Consider the following 16,854-nt stretch of genomic DNA (forward strand, 5'->3'; position numbering starts at 1 on the left):
CTGATCGTTCCCACGCTCTGCGTGGGAATGCAGCCCGTGACGCTCCGCGTCACACAGCGGAGCGTCCAAGGAGGCATTCCCACGCGGAGCGTGGGAACGATCATTAGAACTCGATGCGCACATCACCCTTCGGCACGCTGCAGCACGACAGGATGTAACCCTCGGCTTCGTCTTCCTCGGTGATCCCGCCGTTGTGGTCCATCTCGACCTCCCCGCCCAGCTTCAGCACCTTGCACGTCCCACAGATCCCCATGCCGCAAGCTTTCGGAATCAGCAGGCCAAGCTTGGCCGCCGCTGCGTGCACGGTCTCGCCCGGTGCCACGCGGATGCTCTTGCCAGAGGCAATGAATTCCACCTGATGCAGGTCCGCCAGGTCGATCTCCGGTGCATCCGCCGCTTGTTCGGCTTGTTCCACCGCGTCGGCCCGGGCTTCCGGTGGCGTCGCGCCGAAGGATTCTTCGTGATAACGCGCCATGTCGAAGCCGGCGGCTTCCAGCAGGCGCTTTACCGCGTTCATGTAAGGCGTCGGGCCGCAACAGAAGACTTCCCGCTCCAGGAAGTCCGGCACCATCAGTTCGAGCATCTTGTGGTTCAGGTAACCGCGATAACCGGCCCAGGGTTCACCCAGGCCGTGTTTCTCGCAAATCAGGTGCAGGCTGAAGTTATCAATCCGCGACGCCATATGCTCCAGCTCGCGGTGGTAAATGATGTCCTTTGGCGAGCGGGCGCTGTGGATAAACGTCATGTCGACGTTGGCGTTGGTGTCGTAGAACCAGCGCGCCATGGACATCACCGGGGTAATACCGACACCACCACTGAGGTACAGCACTTTCGGGCTCGGGAAGTCGATGGCATTGAACAGCCCCACCGGCCCGTGCACCGCCAGCTCCTGGCCTTCGTGCAGCGTGTCATGCAACCAGTTGGACACCTTGCCGCCCGGCACGCGCTTGATGGTCACCGAAAAGCTGTAAGGCACCGACGGCGAACTGGAAATAGTGTACGAACGCATGATCGGCTGGCCGTCGATTTCCAGCTCCAGGGTGACGAACTGCCCGGGCTTGAAAAAGAACAGGATCGGCTGGTCGGCCATAAAACAGAAGGTGCGCACGTCCCAGGTTTCCTGGATGACTTTGACGCAACGGACGATGTGCCGACCATTGGCCCAGGTCTGGGTTGTTACCGGGTTCAGGAAGCTGTTGGACATGCTGTTCTCCATAGCCGTGTGATCGGCCTTATGGTGGCGATTCTGCGTAACGCGAGAACCACCCATTTACCTATCTGCGACATTCACATACTTATCGCGACCAGCCCCCATACCACGGGGGTTGCGCGTCGGGAACAGAGTGGGCCATGTCGTTCATGGATAAGGTTCTGGCCGTTGTGGGGCCCACACTCGCTCCCAACAAAGACGCTTTCTTTACGCCTTGCTGCAAAACCTAGCCACTATTCGCCGGCCACACAGAATGGCCATGAGGACACACACGATGGACGTCACCGCAACCTTAAGCTTGGGCGATCCGCTGGAACCCGCACGCAAGGCCACTGCGCAAATGCTGCAAGAACGCGAGCGGACCTTTTCGCTGCCGCAGCCGTTTTACTCTGATGAGCGGCTGTTCGATATCGACATGCAGGAAATTTTCCAGAAAGAGTGGTTGATCGCCGGCATGACCTGCGAGATCCCCGCCAAGGGCAACTACATCACCCTGCAAGTGGGCAAGAACCCGATCATCGTGATCCGTGGCGCCGACGGCGTGGTGCACGCGTTCCATAACGTGTGTCGCCACCGCGGTTCGCGCCTGTGCACCAGCGACAAGGGCAAGGTCGCCAAGCTGGTGTGCCATTACCACCAGTGGACCTATGAACTGGACGGCCGCCTGCTGTTCGCCGGTACCGAAATGGGCGCCGACTTCGACATGAAGCAATACGGCCTCAAGCCGGTGAATGTGAAGACCGCCGGTGGCTACATCTTTATCAGCCTGTCGGAGAACCCGCCGGCCATCGACGACTTCCTGTCGACCTTGAGCCACTACATGGAACCCTACGACATGGAGAACACCAAGGTGGCGATCCAGACCACCTTGTTTGAAAAAGCCAACTGGAAGCTGGTGCTGGAAAACAACCGCGAGTGCTACCACTGCAACGCGTCGCACCCGGAACTGTTGAAAACCCTGCTGGAATGGGACGACGTTACCGACCCGCGGGCCGACCAGGCCTTCAAGGACCACGTGGCCGCCTCCGCCGCCGCCTGGGATGCCGAAAAGATCCCTTACGCCCACGCCAGCTTCGGCCTGCGTAACCGCATCGTGCGCATGCCGCTGCTCAAGGGCACCGTGTCGATGACCCTCGACGGCAAGCAAGGCTGCAACAAGCTGATGGGCCGCATCAAGAACCCGGACCTGGGCTCGATGCGCATCCTGCACCTGCCTCACTCGTGGAACCACTGCATGGGCGACCACATCATTGTGTTCACCGTGTGGCCGATCAGTGCCCAGGAAACCATGGTCACCACCAAGTGGATCGTGCACAAGGACGCCGTGGAGGGTGTGGACTACGACGTCGAGCGCATGCGCAAAGTGTGGGACGCCACCAATGACCAGGACCGTCGCCTGGCCGAAGAGAACCAGCGCGGCATCAACTCCACCGCGTATCAGCCAGGTCCGTACTCCAAGACCTATGAGTTTGGTGTGGTCAACTTTGTGGACTGGTACAGCGAGCGGATGCTGAGCAACCTGGGGGCGGCGCCAGCGCCGTATCTGAAAGGCGTCGCCGTACACGAGTAACCGGCTGACACGCCGCCGATCAAAATGTGGGAGCCGGGCTTGCCCGGCCCCCACACTGGTTTGTGACTGTACAAAATTCATCCAACACCGTGACAGACCGCTGCCCGCCTTACTTCCAGCCATTGCCCAACAACTTATCCACAAAGCCACCCACAGCAATTGTGGACAACTGCGCTTTCCCGTCGAAATAAAACCAAGAAAATCCGTGACTTATTCAAAGGTACCGGTTTTATCCCACATTGATCATTTTTTGAACTAAAGCCTGAAAGCCACGTCCTGCATGGGCTACAGAGGAACGCAAACACCTTATCCACAGAAGCGCCAACAGACTTTGGGGGCAACTTTGGGCCATCTGTGGAAAACCGGCTTAAACCGAGGAAAATCGCGGCTTTGAGAGCAAAACTCAGCTGGAACGGCGATATTGGTTATATTTTAACCAGCACACTGTAAGTCACGTTTTATATGGCCTACAGCGGATAGCGAACATCTTATCCACAGAAGCACCAACAGACTTTGGGGGCAAGTCTGCGCCGGGTATTTTCCTTATCCACAGAAAAACCCAAGGAAAAACCGTCAGTTAGGTTGGTTATTTTTCGTACAGCGAGCTGGAGGGCTTGATTTGCATGGGGTGTGGACAGCCGCGAACAGGTTATCCACAGGTGGGTTAACAGGGATTGTGGGTAAAGCCACAATCGCCGCAAAACAGTGTGGGAGCGGGCTTGCTCGCGAAAGCGGCGGATCAGTCGGTACATGAGTTACCTGACACACCGCCTTCGCGAGCAAGCCCGCTCCCACAGTAGATCAGCGCACTACACCTTCTTCTATAAGCAATTTAAGAATGGCTTCAGCGCCCGCTTCCGGGCTCACGCCTTTGAGCACCTGCCCACCGCCGCCGCTGGCCTTGGCCGTTGCAGCCTTCATCCGGTCGGCACCGCTTTTGGCCTTGATCACCTTGAGGCGCTTGGGCCGAGGCTTGGCCGGCTGCAATACAGCGCCTGTGAATAACTCATCCTCCAACACCTCGACGTCATGGGCCGTCAGCTCACCGCGTTGCGCCGGGCCGTAGGCGCTTTGCCGTGGCTTGGGCGCCGCGTTATCCACCGTGGCCATAAACGGCAGGCGCACCTTCAGCCGCCGCCGTTGGCCGCGAGGCAAGGCCTGCAGCACATGGGCCACACCGCCTTCGATGGATTCCACCTGGGCCAGGCCGACAATCAACGGCCAACCCAGTTGCTCGGCCAGCAGGAACGGCAACATCCCCGAGCCTTCGCCGGTTTCCGCCTGGCTGCCGGTGAGCACCACTTGGGCGCCCGCGTCCCGCAGATAGTCGCCGAGCACCGGCAAGGCGTCTGCCCCGGCCGGTTGTTCAAGCACGTGCAACTGCGGCAAGCCCATGCCCAGGTAAGCGCGCAGGGTGGGTTCGCCGATGTCGCCGGCGTGCAGCACTTGCAGGTTATCCCCAGCCAGTTGCAGGCCCAGTTCCACAGCGCGCGCGTCTTGCTCCGCCCGGCGTGGACGGCCGGAAGTCGGGTGGGCACCGATGGACACCAGGCTGATTACATTCGTCGTCATGGCCATTTCCTTAAGCTGCATCGCGCTTGGCACCGTGGCGGTAGGCCTCGACCGCAACGATCAAGGCTTGCAGTATCGCGGCGCTTTCGCCGATCACCGACAGGTCGGCACGCTTGATCATGTCGCAGCCTGGGTCGAGGTTGATCGCCACCACCTTGTCGCAGGCACCAATGCCTTGAAGGTGCTGGATCGCCCCGGAAATCCCCACCGCCACGTAAACCCGCGCGGTGACCCAGGTACCGCTGGCGCCGACCTGGCGATCGCGCGCCATGAAGCCGTCATCCACCGCCACCCGCGAAGCACCTTCGGTGGCGCCCAACGCGGCAGCGGTCTGGTGGAACAGTGCCCAGTCCTTGACCCCGTTGCCACCGGAGAAAATAAATTCGGCTTCGGCCATGGGAATCGCCGCCGGGTCCACGGCCACCGCACCCAAATCTTCGATACGCGCAAGGCTGCGGGCCAGGCTTGTGGATAACTCCACCGGCAGCACTTCGTGACGGGTTTCGCTGACGGGATCGGCGCACTCCGCCGCAGCCAGGATCATCCGTGGCAGTGGGCGGGCAAGATCCTCCTGACCCGCGCCTGCACGGCCAATACATTCCTGGCCCTTGATCTGCCAGACCCGCGTGGCCGGGCGCTCCTTGAGGCTTGCGGCAAAGCGCCGGCCCAATTCACCACCGCCGCTGCGGCTGTCCGGCAGCAACCAGTGGCGCGGGTTGAACTGGTTATCCACAGCCCGCAGGCCGTGAACCCGTTGCTCCGGTGAATAACCGTCGAATTCATGCCCGTCCAACACCAGCAGCCGATCCACACCGGCAGTGGCGAAGGCGTTTTCCTTGTGTTCGCCGAACACCACGGCCAATACCGCACCGTCGTCGCCGGCCAGTTGCCGGGCCAGGCCCAGCAAGTCGCGGTCGTGGCTGCTCAGGCGGCCGCCGACCATGTCCGGCACCACGTTGATGTAGAAAGCGGGCGCCGGTACCTGATGCAGCGGCAACTGCACTTCCACCGCTGCCGTACGCTTGGCCGCGCCGCCCTGCTGGGCGCCGCTGCGGTCAATACGCTTGATGCCGTTGGGGCCGATAAAACCGACACCGTGCACGTTCTTGCGGATGACCCCATTGGGCCCCATCCAGCTGTGTTGCACCGGCTGCATCGCCGCGTGCAGCGGGTGCAGGCGGTTACGGGCGATCCATTCGGCCCGTGGGTCGCGGCGGATAATGTCGCTCATCAATGCACCTCCGCAGGTTCGCGCTTCGGCGCCTTGGCCGGTGCCGCGTCTTCAAGCAACGCGTCAGCTACCAGTTCGGCAATGTCTTTGATCAACGGACGCGGTTCGACCACGCCTTCCAGCATCGCCGTGCACTGTGGACAGCCCACGGCCACCAGTTCGGCGCCGGTCTCGCGGATGTCTTCCATGCGCATGTCGGGAATCCGCTGCTTGCCGGGAATATCGGTGATCGGCGCCCCGCCACCGCCACCGCAGCAGCGCGAGCGGAAACCGGAGCGCTGCATTTCCTTGACCTCGATCCCCAGCGCCCGCAGCACTTGGCGCGGTGCCTCGTACTCACCGTTGTAGCGGCCCAGGTAGCACGGGTCGTGATAGGTCACGCTGTTGCCTTTGTGCTGGCCCAGGTTCAGGGCGCCGGCGTCGATTAGTTCGGCCATGTAGGTGCTGTGGTGCTGCACCAGGTAGTTGCCATCGAAGGCGCCGTATTCGTTTTTCAGCACGTGGAAACTGTGGGGGTCGCAGGTGACGATGCGCTTGAAGCTGTACTTGGCCAGGGTCTGGATATTGCGTGCGGCCAGCAGCTGGAAAGTGGCTTCATCGCCCAGGCGCCGCGCCACGTCGCCGCTGTCGCGCTCTTCAAGGCCCAGTACGGCGAAGTCGACCTTGGCGGCTTTCAGCACTTTGACGAACGAGCGCAGGGTGCGCTGGTTGCGCATGTCGAAGGCACCGTCGCCGACCCAGAACAGCACCTCGACGGTTTTCCTGTCGCTGAGCAAGGGCAGGTTCAAATCCGCCGCCCAGTTCATCCGCCCGCCCGGTGCGAAACCGCCCGGGTTGTCGGTGGCGATCAGGTTTTCCAGGACTTCGGCGCCCTTGTTCGGGGTCGCGCCTTTTTCCAGGGTGAGGTGGCGGCGCATGTCGACGATGGCGTCCACGTGCTCGATCATCATCGGGCACTCTTCCACGCAGGCGCGGCAAGTGGTGCACGACCACAGGGTCTCGGCGTCCACCAGGCCATTGACGATTGGCTGGTGCGGGTTGCCGGCGTGTTCGCCGATGGCTTTGCCCGGATACGGGCTGCCGGCGAACTTGGCGTCGGTGCCACCGGCCAGGCCGACGACCATGTCCTGGATAAGTTTTTTCGGGTTCAGTGGCTGGCCGGCGGCGAACGCCGGGCACGCGGCTTCGCACTTGCCGCACTGCACGCAGGCGTCGAAGCCGAGCAGTTGGTTCCAGGTGAAATCCACCGGTTTTTCCACGCCCAGGGGCGCGCTTTTATCCGCGAGGTCCAGGGGTTTCAAACCGGTGGAACGGCCGCCGCCGAAGCGTTCGGCGCGGCGGTGCCAGGCCAGGTGCAGGGCACCAGCGAAGGCGTGTTTCATCGGCCCGCCCCAGGTCATGCCGAAGAACATTTCCGACACGCCCCACAACACGCCCAGGCTCAGCAGCGCGGCGAGCAGCCAGCCGCCGAAGTCCGCCGGCAGAATCCCGGCCACCGGCAAGGTCACCAGGAAGAAGCTCACCGAGAACGCCATCAGGCTTTTCGGCAGGCGCATCCACGGGCCTTTCGACAGGCGTGCAGGCGGGTTGCAACGGCGCAGGTAGACGAAGGTGGCGCCGACAAACATCAGCACCGAAGCCAACAGCAAGGCGTAGCCGAGGATGCGGTTATGCAGGCCGAAACCGTGCACCAGGATCGCCAGCAGCGCCGAGAGCACAAAGCCCAGGGCGGTGGCGACGTGGGTGTTGGCGATGTATTTGTCGCGGGCGACCACATGGTGCAGGTCGACCATGTAGCGCTTGGGCATGGCCAACAGGCCGCCGAGCAAGTCGACCTTGGAGGACCGGCCGCGGCGCCACATGTTCACCCGGCGCAGCGCGCCGAGGACGGCAAGGCCCAGGGCGGCGAAGAGCAGGATGGGAAGAAGGGTGTTCAACATGGTGAAGCTCCCGAAGACCACACAGGTCTACTGTGAAACTGGCCCAAAATGTGGGAGCGGGCTTGCTCGCGAAGGCAGCGTGTCAGTCGATGCATCCAGTGGCTGACACACCGCTTTCGCGAGCAAGCCCGCTCCCACATTTGACCGAGTACACCTCGTCAGAAATCCTTGCACAGGCGCAGGGCGTCATAGATGGCCGCGTGGGTATTACGCTGGGCCACGCAGTCACCAATGCGGAACAGCAAGTACCCCTCGCCCGGCTCGCTCAGGCACGGCTGCGGCTTGATCGCGAACAGGGCCTCGATGTCCATCTGGCCCTTGTTGCGCGAGCCTGCCTTGAGCCCGTAGTAGAGCTCTTCGTCCGGACGCACGCCGTTCTCGACCACCACCTGGTCCACCACCCGCTCTTCCCTGGCCCCGGTGTATTCGTTCTCCAGCACCGCCACCAGCTTGTCGCCTTCGCGGTAGACCTTTTCCAGCATCATGTCGCCGGTCATGATCACTTCCTTGGGGTACATGCTGCGGTAGTACGTCGGGAACGACGTACCGCCCACGGCCACGCCCGGCTTGATGTCGTCGGTGACGATCTCGACCTGGCTGCCCTTGTCCGCGAGGAAGTCGGCCACCGACATGCCGGTGAACTCGCAGATGGTGTCGTACACCAGCACGTTCTTGCCAGGTAGAACCTTGCCGTCGAGCACGTCCCAGCTGCTGACCACCAGGCCTTCAGCCGCGCCCCAGTGTTCGTTTTGCTCCAGGAACGGATGACCGCCCACCGCCAGCACCACCACGTCCGGGCGCAGGTCGAGGATGGTCGCCGCGTCCGCCGCCACGCCCAGGCGCAGGTCGACGTTCAGGCGCGCCAGTTCCAACTGGAACCAGCGGGTGATCCCGGCAATCTGGTCACGCTGCGGGGCTTTCGATGCAGTGGTGATTTGCCCGCCGATAAATTCTTTCTTCTCGAACAGCGTCACGTCGTGGCCACGTTCGGCAGCCACCCGCGCCGCTTCCATCCCGGCCGGGCCGGCACCCACCACCACGACTTTGCGTTTTGGCCCGGTGGATTTCTCGATGATGTGCGGCACGCCCATGTATTCACGGGAAGTGGCGGCGTTCTGGATGCACAGCACATCCAGGCCCTGGTACTGGCGGTCGATGCAGTAGTTGGCGCCGACGCACTGTTTGATCTGGTCGATCTGGCCCATCTTGATCTTGGCGATCAGGTGCGGGTCGGCGATGTGGGCGCGGGTCATGCCGACCATGTCCACGTAGCCGCCTTCCAGGATGCGCGTGGCCTGGTTCGGGTCCTTGATGTTCTGCGCGTGCAGCACCGGGGCCTTGACCACTTCCTTGATGCCGGCCGCCAGGTGCAGGAACGGCTCCGGTGGATAACTCATGTTCGGGATAACGTTGGCCAGGGTGTTGTGGGTGTCGCACCCCGAGCCGACCACGCCGATGAAGTCGAGCATGCCGGTGTCGTCGTAGTACTTGGCGATCTGTTTCATGTCCTCGTGGGACAGGCCGTCCGGATGGAATTCGTCGCCGCACAAACGGATGCCGACGCAGAAATCCGGGCCGACTTCCTTGCGCACCGCCTTCAACACCTCAAGGCCGAAACGCATGCGGTTTTCGAAGCTGCCGCCCCATTCGTCAGTACGTTTGTTGACCCGAGGGCTCCAGAACTGGTCGATCATGTGCTGGTGCACCGCCGACAGCTCCACACCGTCCAGGCCACCGGCCTTGGCCCGTGCCGCAGCGGTAGCGTAGTTGCCGATCACCCGCCAGATTTCTTCAGGCTCGATGGTCTTGCAGGTGGCGCGGTGCACCGGCTCGCGGATGCCCGAGGGCGACAGCAGCGTGGGCCAATGCTCGCCGTCCCAGCGCGAGCGACGGCCCATGTGGGTAATCTGGATCATGATCTTGGCGCCATGCTTGTGCATGGCGTCGGCCAGGTTCTGGAAGTGCGGGATGATCCGGTCATCCGCCAGGTTCACCGACTTCCACCAGCCTTGCGGGCTGTCGATGGCGACACTGGAAGAACCGCCGCAGATCGCCAGGCCGATCCCGCCCTTGGCTTTCTCTTCGTAGTACTTCACATAGCGGTCGGTGGTCATGCCGCCGTCGGTGGCATACACCTCAGCGTGGGCGGTACTGAGCACGCGGTTGCGGATGGTCAGTTTGCCGATCTGGATCGGCGCAAACATTGCTTCGAAAGCCATGGCAGGGTCCTCGACTTACAACGGCTTGACGGTGAACAGGCCGTCGTCGTGGCCCTCTTCGGAGCCGCCGTATACCTGTTCCGCAACGGTGCGGATCTTGCTGCCGCGGGCTTCGAGAATCTGGTCCATCGCGCCGGCAAACCAGCCGGTGAACATGTAGTCGACCTTGCGCCCGACCTTGCCGTACACGTAGACAAACGCCGAGTGCTCGAGCTTGACGCTGGCGGTGCCTTTATCGAGGTCGATGTCCTGGATCTTGAACAGGCCCCAGCCGCGCTGCGACAGGCGCTTCATGTAGTGCTCGAACACTGCGACGCCTTCCAGGCCGTGGCATTCAGCTTCTTTTTCACACCAGTGCCAGGCGGATTTGTAGCCGGCCTTGTAGAGGATTTCGGCGTAGGCCTCGCTGCCCAGGACTTCTTCGATCCCCATGTGATTATTGACGAAGAAATGGCGCGGCACGTACAGCATCGGCAGGGCGTCGGAGGTCCAGACACCGGTTTCGCTGTCGACTTCGATAGGCAATTGAGGGGCGATCTTGGCCATGGAAACTTAACTCCGGAAAATGCTTTGATAAGCCCCCAACGCATAAGGTTGGGGGAAAAGAGGCGTGAGTGGTGGCTTATTCGCCCCAGACGTCCTTCAGGACGTTGACCCAGTTTTCGCCCATGATCTTGCGCACCACGCGCTCGGGATGGCCGCGCTTGAGCAGGGTCTCGGTGAGGTTCGGGAACTCGCCCACGGTGCGGATGCCCAGCGGGTTGATGATCTTGCCGAAGCTGGTCAGGCGGCGGGCGTAGCCCTTGTCGTGGGTCAGCATTTCGAAGAAATCCTGGCCATGGCCCTGGGTGAAGTCGGTGCCGATGCCGATGGCGTCTTCGCCCACGATGTTCATGGTGTATTCGATGGCTTCGGCGTAGTCGTCGATGGTCGAGTCGATGCCCTTGGCCAGGAACGGCGCGAACATGGTCACGCCGACAAAGCCACCGTGGTCGGCGATGAACTTCAGCTCTTCATCGGACTTGTTGCGCGGGTGCTCTTTGAGGCCTGAAGGCAGGCAGTGGGAGTAGCACACCGGCTTTTTCGATTCGAGGATGACTTCTTCGGAGGTCTTGGAGCCCACGTGTGACAGGTCGCACATGATGCCGACGCGGTTCATCTCGGCGACGACCTCGCGACCGAAGCCCGACAGGCCGCCATCGCGCTCATAGCAGCCGGTGCCCACCAGGTTCTGGGTGTTGTAGCACATCTGCACCACGCCAACCCCGAGCTGCTTGAAGATCTCGACGTAGCCGAGCTGGTCTTCAAACGCGTGGGCGTTCTGGAAGCCGAAGATGATGCCGGTCTTGCCCTGTTCCTTGGCGCGACGGATATCGGCGGTGGTTTTCACCGGGATCACCAGGTCGCTGTTTTCGCGAATCAGGGTCTGGCTGGCCACGATGTTGTTAATGGTGGCCTGGAACCCTTCCCATACCGACACGGTGCAGTTGGCAGCGGTGAGGCCACCCTTGCGCATGTCTTCGAACAGGTCGCGGTTCCACTTGGCAATGATCAGCCCGTCGATAACGATGCTGTCGGCGTGCAATTCGGCTGGGCTCATCAGGCGTCCCCTTATTGGCGATTCATGCGCCGAATCGTCTGCCGGCGCTTTGGGGCCAGCATATGCCCCGGGGCAGAAGGAGCCGGGTGCAAAAACGACAAGGGAATTGCCGAAAGCGTCAATCCGCGACAAAGGCCAACATGACATCTCTGACGGGTGTCTGTTCTTTGTCTTACGCTTGAGCCAGAATTTGCTCATCAACTGATATGAGACGGCGCAATGAAATCGATTTTCCTGGCTTTGGCACTCATCGCAACCGGCGTACACGCTGCTGAAGACACCGACAGCACGCCCTGCGATGGCATCGAGAACGACAAGCAAACCCTGGAATGCGCCACCTACAACAAAACCACCGCCGAACAACTGCTCAAGGATAACTACCAGGGCTTGCTGGAACGCATGGGTTCGACCTATGGCAGCAACAAGACGCAGCTGGCGGACATTACCGCTCGTCTGAAGGATGCCCAGCAGAAGTGGGAAAAGTTACGTGATGCGGATTGCGCCGTAGATACCTTTCCGGCAGTGGCGGGAAGCAAGGCATATGCGATCCAGCAGAATGATTGTCTGGCGCGGATGAGTGATGAACGGTCGGAGTTTTTGGAGTCGATTGGGCAGGAATAAGCGACAATCCCCTCCACTCTTTACTCAGAATCAAGGCTATTCATGACAATCTGCGGCATCGAAATCAAAGGCAGCGAAGCCATTATTGCTGTCGCCTCGCTCGACGGTCAGGCATTGAGCCATGTAGCCCTGGCCACCAAGAAAATCGCCCTTGAAGACGATGATGAGGCGGCCAACGTCAAGGCCTTCGCCGCTCAGGTCAGCGCGTTTGTGCGGGAAAACGGCATCAGCCGCATCGCCATCAAGAAGCGCAGCAAGAAAGGCGAATTCGCCGGTGGCCCGACTACGTTCAAGATTGAAGGTGTGTTTCAGTTGCTGGACGGCGTTGAAGTGACGCTGCTGTCGCCGCAGACCATCAATGCGCAGAACAAGAAACACGACTTTGCCCTGCCGGCGACGCTGAACAAGTATCAGCATGAGGCTTACAAGGCCGCGTGTTCAGCCCTGCTGAAGAAATAAGCTACATCGCACATCCCCCGTGGGAGCGGGCTTGCTCGCGAATGCGGTGTGTCAGTCAATACATGTACCGACTGATCCACCGCTTTCGCGAGCAAGCCCGCTCCCACATTTGATCTGCATTGTTCTCAAGAGCGGTGTTCATACCGCTTCCCGGCGCCGATCTTCCCTTGGGCACTTGGCAAACCTTGCCCGGTAGCTGCGGGTGAAATACGACGGCGACTCAAACCCGCAGGCGATGCTCACCTCCAGCACGCTCAGGTCGCTCTGGCGCAACAACTGCCGAGCCTTTTCCAGGCGTAAACCCAGGTAGAAGTTGCTCGGTGTGTCGTTCAGGTGCAGCCGAAACAAGCGCTCCAACTGCCGCCGCGTGACCTTGATCGCCTCCGCCAGCGCCAGTGTGCTCAACGGCGGTTCCGTGTGCTGTTCCATCTCCCCAATCACCTGCACCAACTTCTTGTTGTTGATGCCGTAGCGCGTGGCGATCTGCATGCGTTGGTGGTCTTTGCGCGGGCGGATGCGGCCGAGCACGAATTGCTCGGACACCTGGATCGCCAACTCTGGCCCGTGAGCCTGGCTGATCAGGTCGAGCATCAGGTCGATGGACGCGGTGCCGCCCGCCGAGGTGATGCGCCGGCGGTCGATCTCGAACAGCTCCTGGGTTACCGTCAGCTGTGGATAAGATTCCTTGAAGGCGTCGATGGCTTCCCAGTGCAGGGTCAGGCGGTGGCCGTCGAGCAGGCCGGCTTCGGCGAGTACGCAGGCGCCAGTGTCGATGGCGCCGAGGGTCACGCCTTCGTGATCAAGGCGACGCAGCCAGTGTTCCAGTGCGGGCGTGGCGAACTTCAGCGGTTCGAAGCCGGCCACCACCAATAAGGTCGAGCCTTTTTTCAGCGGCTCCAGCGCGGCGTCGGCGTTGACCGACATGCCATTGCTCGCCAGCACCGCGCCGCCGTCGGCGCTCAAGACGTGCCAGCGGTACAGCTCGCCGCGAAAACGATTGGCGACACGTAAAGGTTCGATCGCGGAGATAAAGCCGATGGCGGAGAAGCCCGGCATCAGCAGAAAGTAGAAATCCTGGGACATGGAGCGCTCTCGTAGGACGGACAGCGTGGTCACTGTGATACGCCAGTTCAATCGGTCATTCAAGGGGGCAGGTCGCTGCAGTGCAAGAGCTGGTCGCCGCCGTGCGTTTTGTCGGGGACCAAGCTGCGTAACTTGGCTGCACGGTGCACAAAGACGCCGGAACCCACAATAACAACCTGCCGAGGGAACCACCATGAACCGACTGATCAGCCGCTGTGTGCTCGCACTCAGCGCCAGCGCCATTTTGAGCACCAACGTCATGGCAGCCGATGCGGCTTCTTGCCAGAACGTGCGCATGGGCGTGGTGAACTGGACCGACGTAATCGCCACCAGTGCCATGACTCAAGTGTTGCTCGACGGCCTCGGCTACAAGACCAAACAGACCAGCGCGTCCCAGCAAATCATCTTTGCCGGTATTCGCGACCAGCGCCTGGACATGTTCCTGGGCTACTGGAACCCGCTGATGACCCAGACCATCACCCCGTTTGTCGACGCCAAGCAGGTCAAGGTGCTCGACAAGCCGTCCCTGGAAGACGCCCGCGCGACCCTGGCGGTGCCGACTTACCTGGCCGACAAGGGCCTGAAGACCTTCGCCGACATCGCCAGGTTTGAAAAAGAACTGGGCGGCAAGATCTACGGCATTGAACCGGGCTCGGGCGCCAACACCCAGATCAAGGCGATGATCGCCAAGAATCAGTTTGGCCTGGGCAAGTTCCAACTGGTGGAATCCAGCGAGGCCGGCATGCTCGCCGCCGTCGACCGCGCCGTGCGCCGCAAGGAGGCCGTGGTGTTCTTCGGCTGGGCGCCGCACCCGATGAACGTCAACGTGGCGATGACTTACCTCACCGGCAGTGATGACGCGCTGGGCCCGAACGAAGGCATGGCCACCGTGTGGTCCGTCACCTCGCCGACCTACGCCGAGCAATGCCCCAACGTGCACAAGTTGCTGAGCAACCTGACCTTCACCGCCGCCGACGAGAGCCGAATGATGCAGCCGCTGCTGGATCACAAGGACGCTTTCGAGTCGGCCAAGCAATGGCTCAAGGATCACCCGCAAGACCAGCAGCGCTGGCTGGAAGGCGTGACCACCTTCGACGGCAAACCCGCCGCAGCCAACCTGCAATTGACCAGCAAATAACCTGTCTTGAATCACCGTTTCGCAGCCGCTCCCGACTGCGAACGGTATGACTACGCCTGAAAATCACGCCTGTAAGGAACCTGCCTCATGAACCACGACGTCATCATCACCTGCGCACTCACCGGTGCTGGCGACACGACCGCCAGAAGCCCTCACGTGCCGGTCACTCCGAAACAAATCGCTGCCGCGGCGGTGGAAGCAGCCAAGGCCGGTGCCACCGTGGTGCATTGCCACGTACGTGACCCCGAGACCGGCAAGTTCAGCCGCGACGTGGCGCTGTACCGCGAAGTGATGGAGCGCATCCGCGAGGCGGACGTCGACATCATCGTCAACCTCACCGCCGGCATGGGTGGCGACCTGGAAATCGGTGGCGGCGAGAACCCCATGGAATTCGGGCCCAACACCGACCTGGTGGGCCCGCTGACCCGCCTGGCCCACGTGGAAGAGCTGCTGCCGGAAATCTGCACCCTGGACTGCGGCACCCTGAACTTTGGCGACGGCGACACCATTTACGTCTCCACCCCGGCCCAGCTGCGGGCTGGCGCCAAACGTATTCAAGAGCTGGGCGTTAAAGCCGAGCTGGAGATTTTCGACACCGGCCACCTGTGGTTCGCCAAGCAGATGATCAAGGAAGGCTTGCTCGACAACCCGTTGTTCCAGCTGTGCCTGGGCATCCCGTGGGGCGCGCCGGCCGACACCACCACCATGAAAGCCATGGTCGACAACCTGCCGGCTGACGCGGTGTGGGCCGGCTTCGGGATTGGTCGCATGCAGATGCCGATGGCGGCGCAAGCAGTGCTGCTGGGCGGCAACGTGCGGGTCGGCCTGGAAGACAACCTGTGGCTGGACAAGGGCGTGCTGGCGACCAACGGCCAGTTGGTGGAACGCGCCAGCGAGATCCTCAGCCGCCTGGGTGCGCGGGTCATGACCCCGGCCGAAGGCCGCGTGAAGATGGGCCTGACCAAGCGCGGCTAAGACACACCGCACGACGCCCTGCAGGAACCGAATCAAATGTGGGAGCGGGCTTGCTCGCGAATGCGGTGGATCAGCCACCGAATGCATCAACTGACAGACCGCTTTCGCGAGCAAGCCCGCTCCCACATTTTGATCTTGGCTCTCACACAGAATCACCGAACTCTTTAGGAATTTGCCATGAGCTTTATCACTGAAATCAAAACCTTCGCCGCGCTGGGCAGCGGTGTTATCGGCAGCGGCTGGGTATCCCGCGCCCTGGCCCACGGCCTGGACGTGGTGGCCTGGGACCCTGCGCCCGGCGCCGAAGCGGCCCTGCGCAAACGTGTCGCGAATGCTTGGGGCGCCCTGGAAAAACAAGGCCGTGCACCGGGTGCCTCGCAAGACCGCCTGCGCTTTGTGGCCACGATTGAAGAGTGCGTGAAAGACGCCGACTTCATCCAGGAAAGTGCCCCGGAACGCCTGGAATTGAAGCTGGAATTGCACAGCAAGATCAGCGCGGCGGCCAAGCCGAATGCGTTGATTGGTTCGAGTACTTCGGGGTTGTTGCCGAGCGAGTTTTATGAAGGCTCCACGCACCCGGAACGTTGCGTGGTGGGGCATCCGTTCAACCCGGTTTACCTGTTGCCGCTGGTGGAAGTGGTAGGCGGCAAAAACACTGCGCCGGAAGCGATTCAGGCAGCAATCAAGGTGTACGAATCCCTCGGTATGCGCCCTTTGCATGTGCGTAAGGAAGTGCCCGGTTTTATCGCTGACCGGCTGCTGGAAGCCCTGTGGCGTGAGGCGTTGCACCTGGTGAACGATGGTGTGGCAACCACCGGCGAGATCGATGATGCGATTCGCTTTGGCGCCGGTTTGCGCTGGTCGTTCATGGGCACGTTCCTGACCTACACACTGGCGGGCGGTGATGCCGGGATGCGGCATTTCATGGCGCAGTTCGGCCCGGCCTTGCAGCTGCCGTGGACCTATCTGCCGGCGCCGGAATTGACCGACAAATTGATTGACGACGTGGTGGACGGCACCAGCGATCAGTTGGGCAAACACAGCATTTCGGCGCTGGAGCGCTATCGTGATGATTGCCTGCTGGCGGTGCTGGAGGCGGTGAAGACCACCAAGGAAAAACACGGTATGACCTTCGCCGAATAACCGCTGTNNAGATCGTTCCCACGCTCTGCGTGGGAATGCAGCCCAGGACGCTCTGCGTCCCAACGCGTGACGCAGAGCGTCACAGGAGGCGTT

General features: G+C 61.5%; 14 protein-coding genes. 6 read left to right on the top strand and 8 right to left on the bottom strand.

Annotated elements, in window-relative coordinates; translation table 11 throughout:
* Positions 1 to 103: 103 nt before the first annotated feature.
* Entirely contained in the window at positions 104 to 1,204 is a 1,101-nt protein-coding gene (gene gbcB, locus JV201_RS27085) for a glycine-betaine demethylase subunit GbcB (protein ID WP_003216947.1), read from the bottom strand.
* Positions 1,205 to 1,484: 280 nt separating this feature from the next.
* On the opposite strand from gbcB, the gene gbcA reads away from it, so the two are divergent.
* Positions 1,485 to 2,780 carry a glycine-betaine demethylase subunit GbcA gene (gene gbcA / locus JV201_RS27090; RefSeq protein WP_003216945.1) on the top strand — a complete coding sequence of 432 codons (1,296 nt, stop codon included), beginning with the start codon at positions 1,485 to 1,487 and terminating at the stop codon, positions 2,778 to 2,780.
* An 801-nt stretch (positions 2,781 to 3,581) separates the two neighbouring features.
* On the opposite strand, the gene JV201_RS27095 is transcribed toward gbcA, so the two are convergent.
* The 6 genes from JV201_RS27095 to JV201_RS27120 form a co-directional block, all read right to left on the bottom strand.
* Positions 3,582 to 4,352, bottom strand: coding sequence for an electron transfer flavoprotein subunit beta (locus JV201_RS27095; RefSeq protein ID WP_102370063.1), 771 nt, complete (start codon positions 4,350 to 4,352; stop codon positions 3,582 to 3,584).
* A 10-nt stretch (positions 4,353 to 4,362) separates the two neighbouring features.
* The gene (locus JV201_RS27100) at positions 4,363 to 5,583 is read right to left on the bottom strand and encodes an electron transfer flavoprotein subunit alpha/FixB family protein (protein ID WP_008430652.1); all 1,221 of its coding nucleotides are present in this window, start codon (positions 5,581 to 5,583) and stop codon (positions 4,363 to 4,365) included.
* Entirely contained in the window at positions 5,583 to 7,523 is a 1,941-nt protein-coding gene (gene dgcB, locus JV201_RS27105; RefSeq protein ID WP_219406236.1) for a dimethylglycine demethylation protein DgcB, read from the bottom strand. The genes JV201_RS27100 and dgcB overlap by 1 nt, the downstream gene beginning before the upstream one ends.
* A gap of 158 nt (positions 7,524 to 7,681) precedes the next feature.
* Entirely contained in the window at positions 7,682 to 9,742 is a 2,061-nt protein-coding gene (gene dgcA, locus JV201_RS27110) for a dimethylglycine demethylation protein DgcA (RefSeq protein ID WP_087694764.1), read from the bottom strand.
* 15 nt (positions 9,743 to 9,757) lie between these two features.
* The gene (locus JV201_RS27115; protein ID WP_008430647.1) at positions 9,758 to 10,288 is read right to left on the bottom strand and encodes a DUF5943 domain-containing protein; all 531 of its coding nucleotides are present in this window, start codon (positions 10,286 to 10,288) and stop codon (positions 9,758 to 9,760) included.
* 76 nt (positions 10,289 to 10,364) lie between these two features.
* Positions 10,365 to 11,342: a dipeptidase gene (locus tag JV201_RS27120; protein WP_003216932.1), complete on the bottom strand. Its 978-nt coding sequence runs from the start codon at positions 11,340 to 11,342 to the stop codon at positions 10,365 to 10,367.
* 219 nt (positions 11,343 to 11,561) lie between these two features.
* Here JV201_RS27120 and JV201_RS27125 point away from each other — a divergent pair, with 219 nt between their 5' ends.
* Positions 11,562 to 11,963, top strand: coding sequence for a lysozyme inhibitor LprI family protein (locus JV201_RS27125; protein ID WP_003216930.1), 402 nt, complete (start codon positions 11,562 to 11,564; stop codon positions 11,961 to 11,963).
* A gap of 42 nt (positions 11,964 to 12,005) precedes the next feature.
* Positions 12,006 to 12,422 carry a DUF3010 family protein gene (locus JV201_RS27130; protein WP_219406237.1) on the top strand — a complete coding sequence of 139 codons (417 nt, stop codon included), beginning with the start codon at positions 12,006 to 12,008 and terminating at the stop codon, positions 12,420 to 12,422.
* Positions 12,423 to 12,560: 138 nt separating this feature from the next.
* On the opposite strand, the gene JV201_RS27135 is transcribed toward JV201_RS27130, so the two are convergent.
* Positions 12,561 to 13,505 (bottom strand): GlxA family transcriptional regulator, encoded by a 945-nt coding sequence (locus tag JV201_RS27135; RefSeq protein WP_219406238.1) that lies wholly within the window; start codon positions 13,503 to 13,505, stop codon positions 12,561 to 12,563.
* Between the two features lie 193 nt (positions 13,506 to 13,698).
* Between JV201_RS27135 and JV201_RS27140 the strand changes: the two genes are divergently transcribed.
* From JV201_RS27140 to JV201_RS27150, 3 genes are all read left to right on the top strand, one after another.
* Entirely contained in the window at positions 13,699 to 14,643 is a 945-nt protein-coding gene (locus JV201_RS27140) for a choline ABC transporter substrate-binding protein (protein WP_219406239.1), read from the top strand.
* A gap of 87 nt (positions 14,644 to 14,730) precedes the next feature.
* Positions 14,731 to 15,618 carry a 3-keto-5-aminohexanoate cleavage protein gene (locus tag JV201_RS27145; protein ID WP_003216924.1) on the top strand — a complete coding sequence of 296 codons (888 nt, stop codon included), beginning with the start codon at positions 14,731 to 14,733 and terminating at the stop codon, positions 15,616 to 15,618.
* 177 nt (positions 15,619 to 15,795) lie between these two features.
* Positions 15,796 to 16,761, top strand: coding sequence for an L-carnitine dehydrogenase (locus JV201_RS27150; RefSeq protein ID WP_219406240.1), 966 nt, complete (start codon positions 15,796 to 15,798; stop codon positions 16,759 to 16,761).
* The last annotated feature ends 93 nt before the right edge of the window (positions 16,762 to 16,854 follow it).

The sequence above is a fragment of the Pseudomonas sp. Colony2 genome (genome assembly GCF_019382755.1).
In the GTDB taxonomy this organism is placed as follows: domain Bacteria; phylum Pseudomonadota; class Gammaproteobacteria; order Pseudomonadales; family Pseudomonadaceae; genus Aquipseudomonas.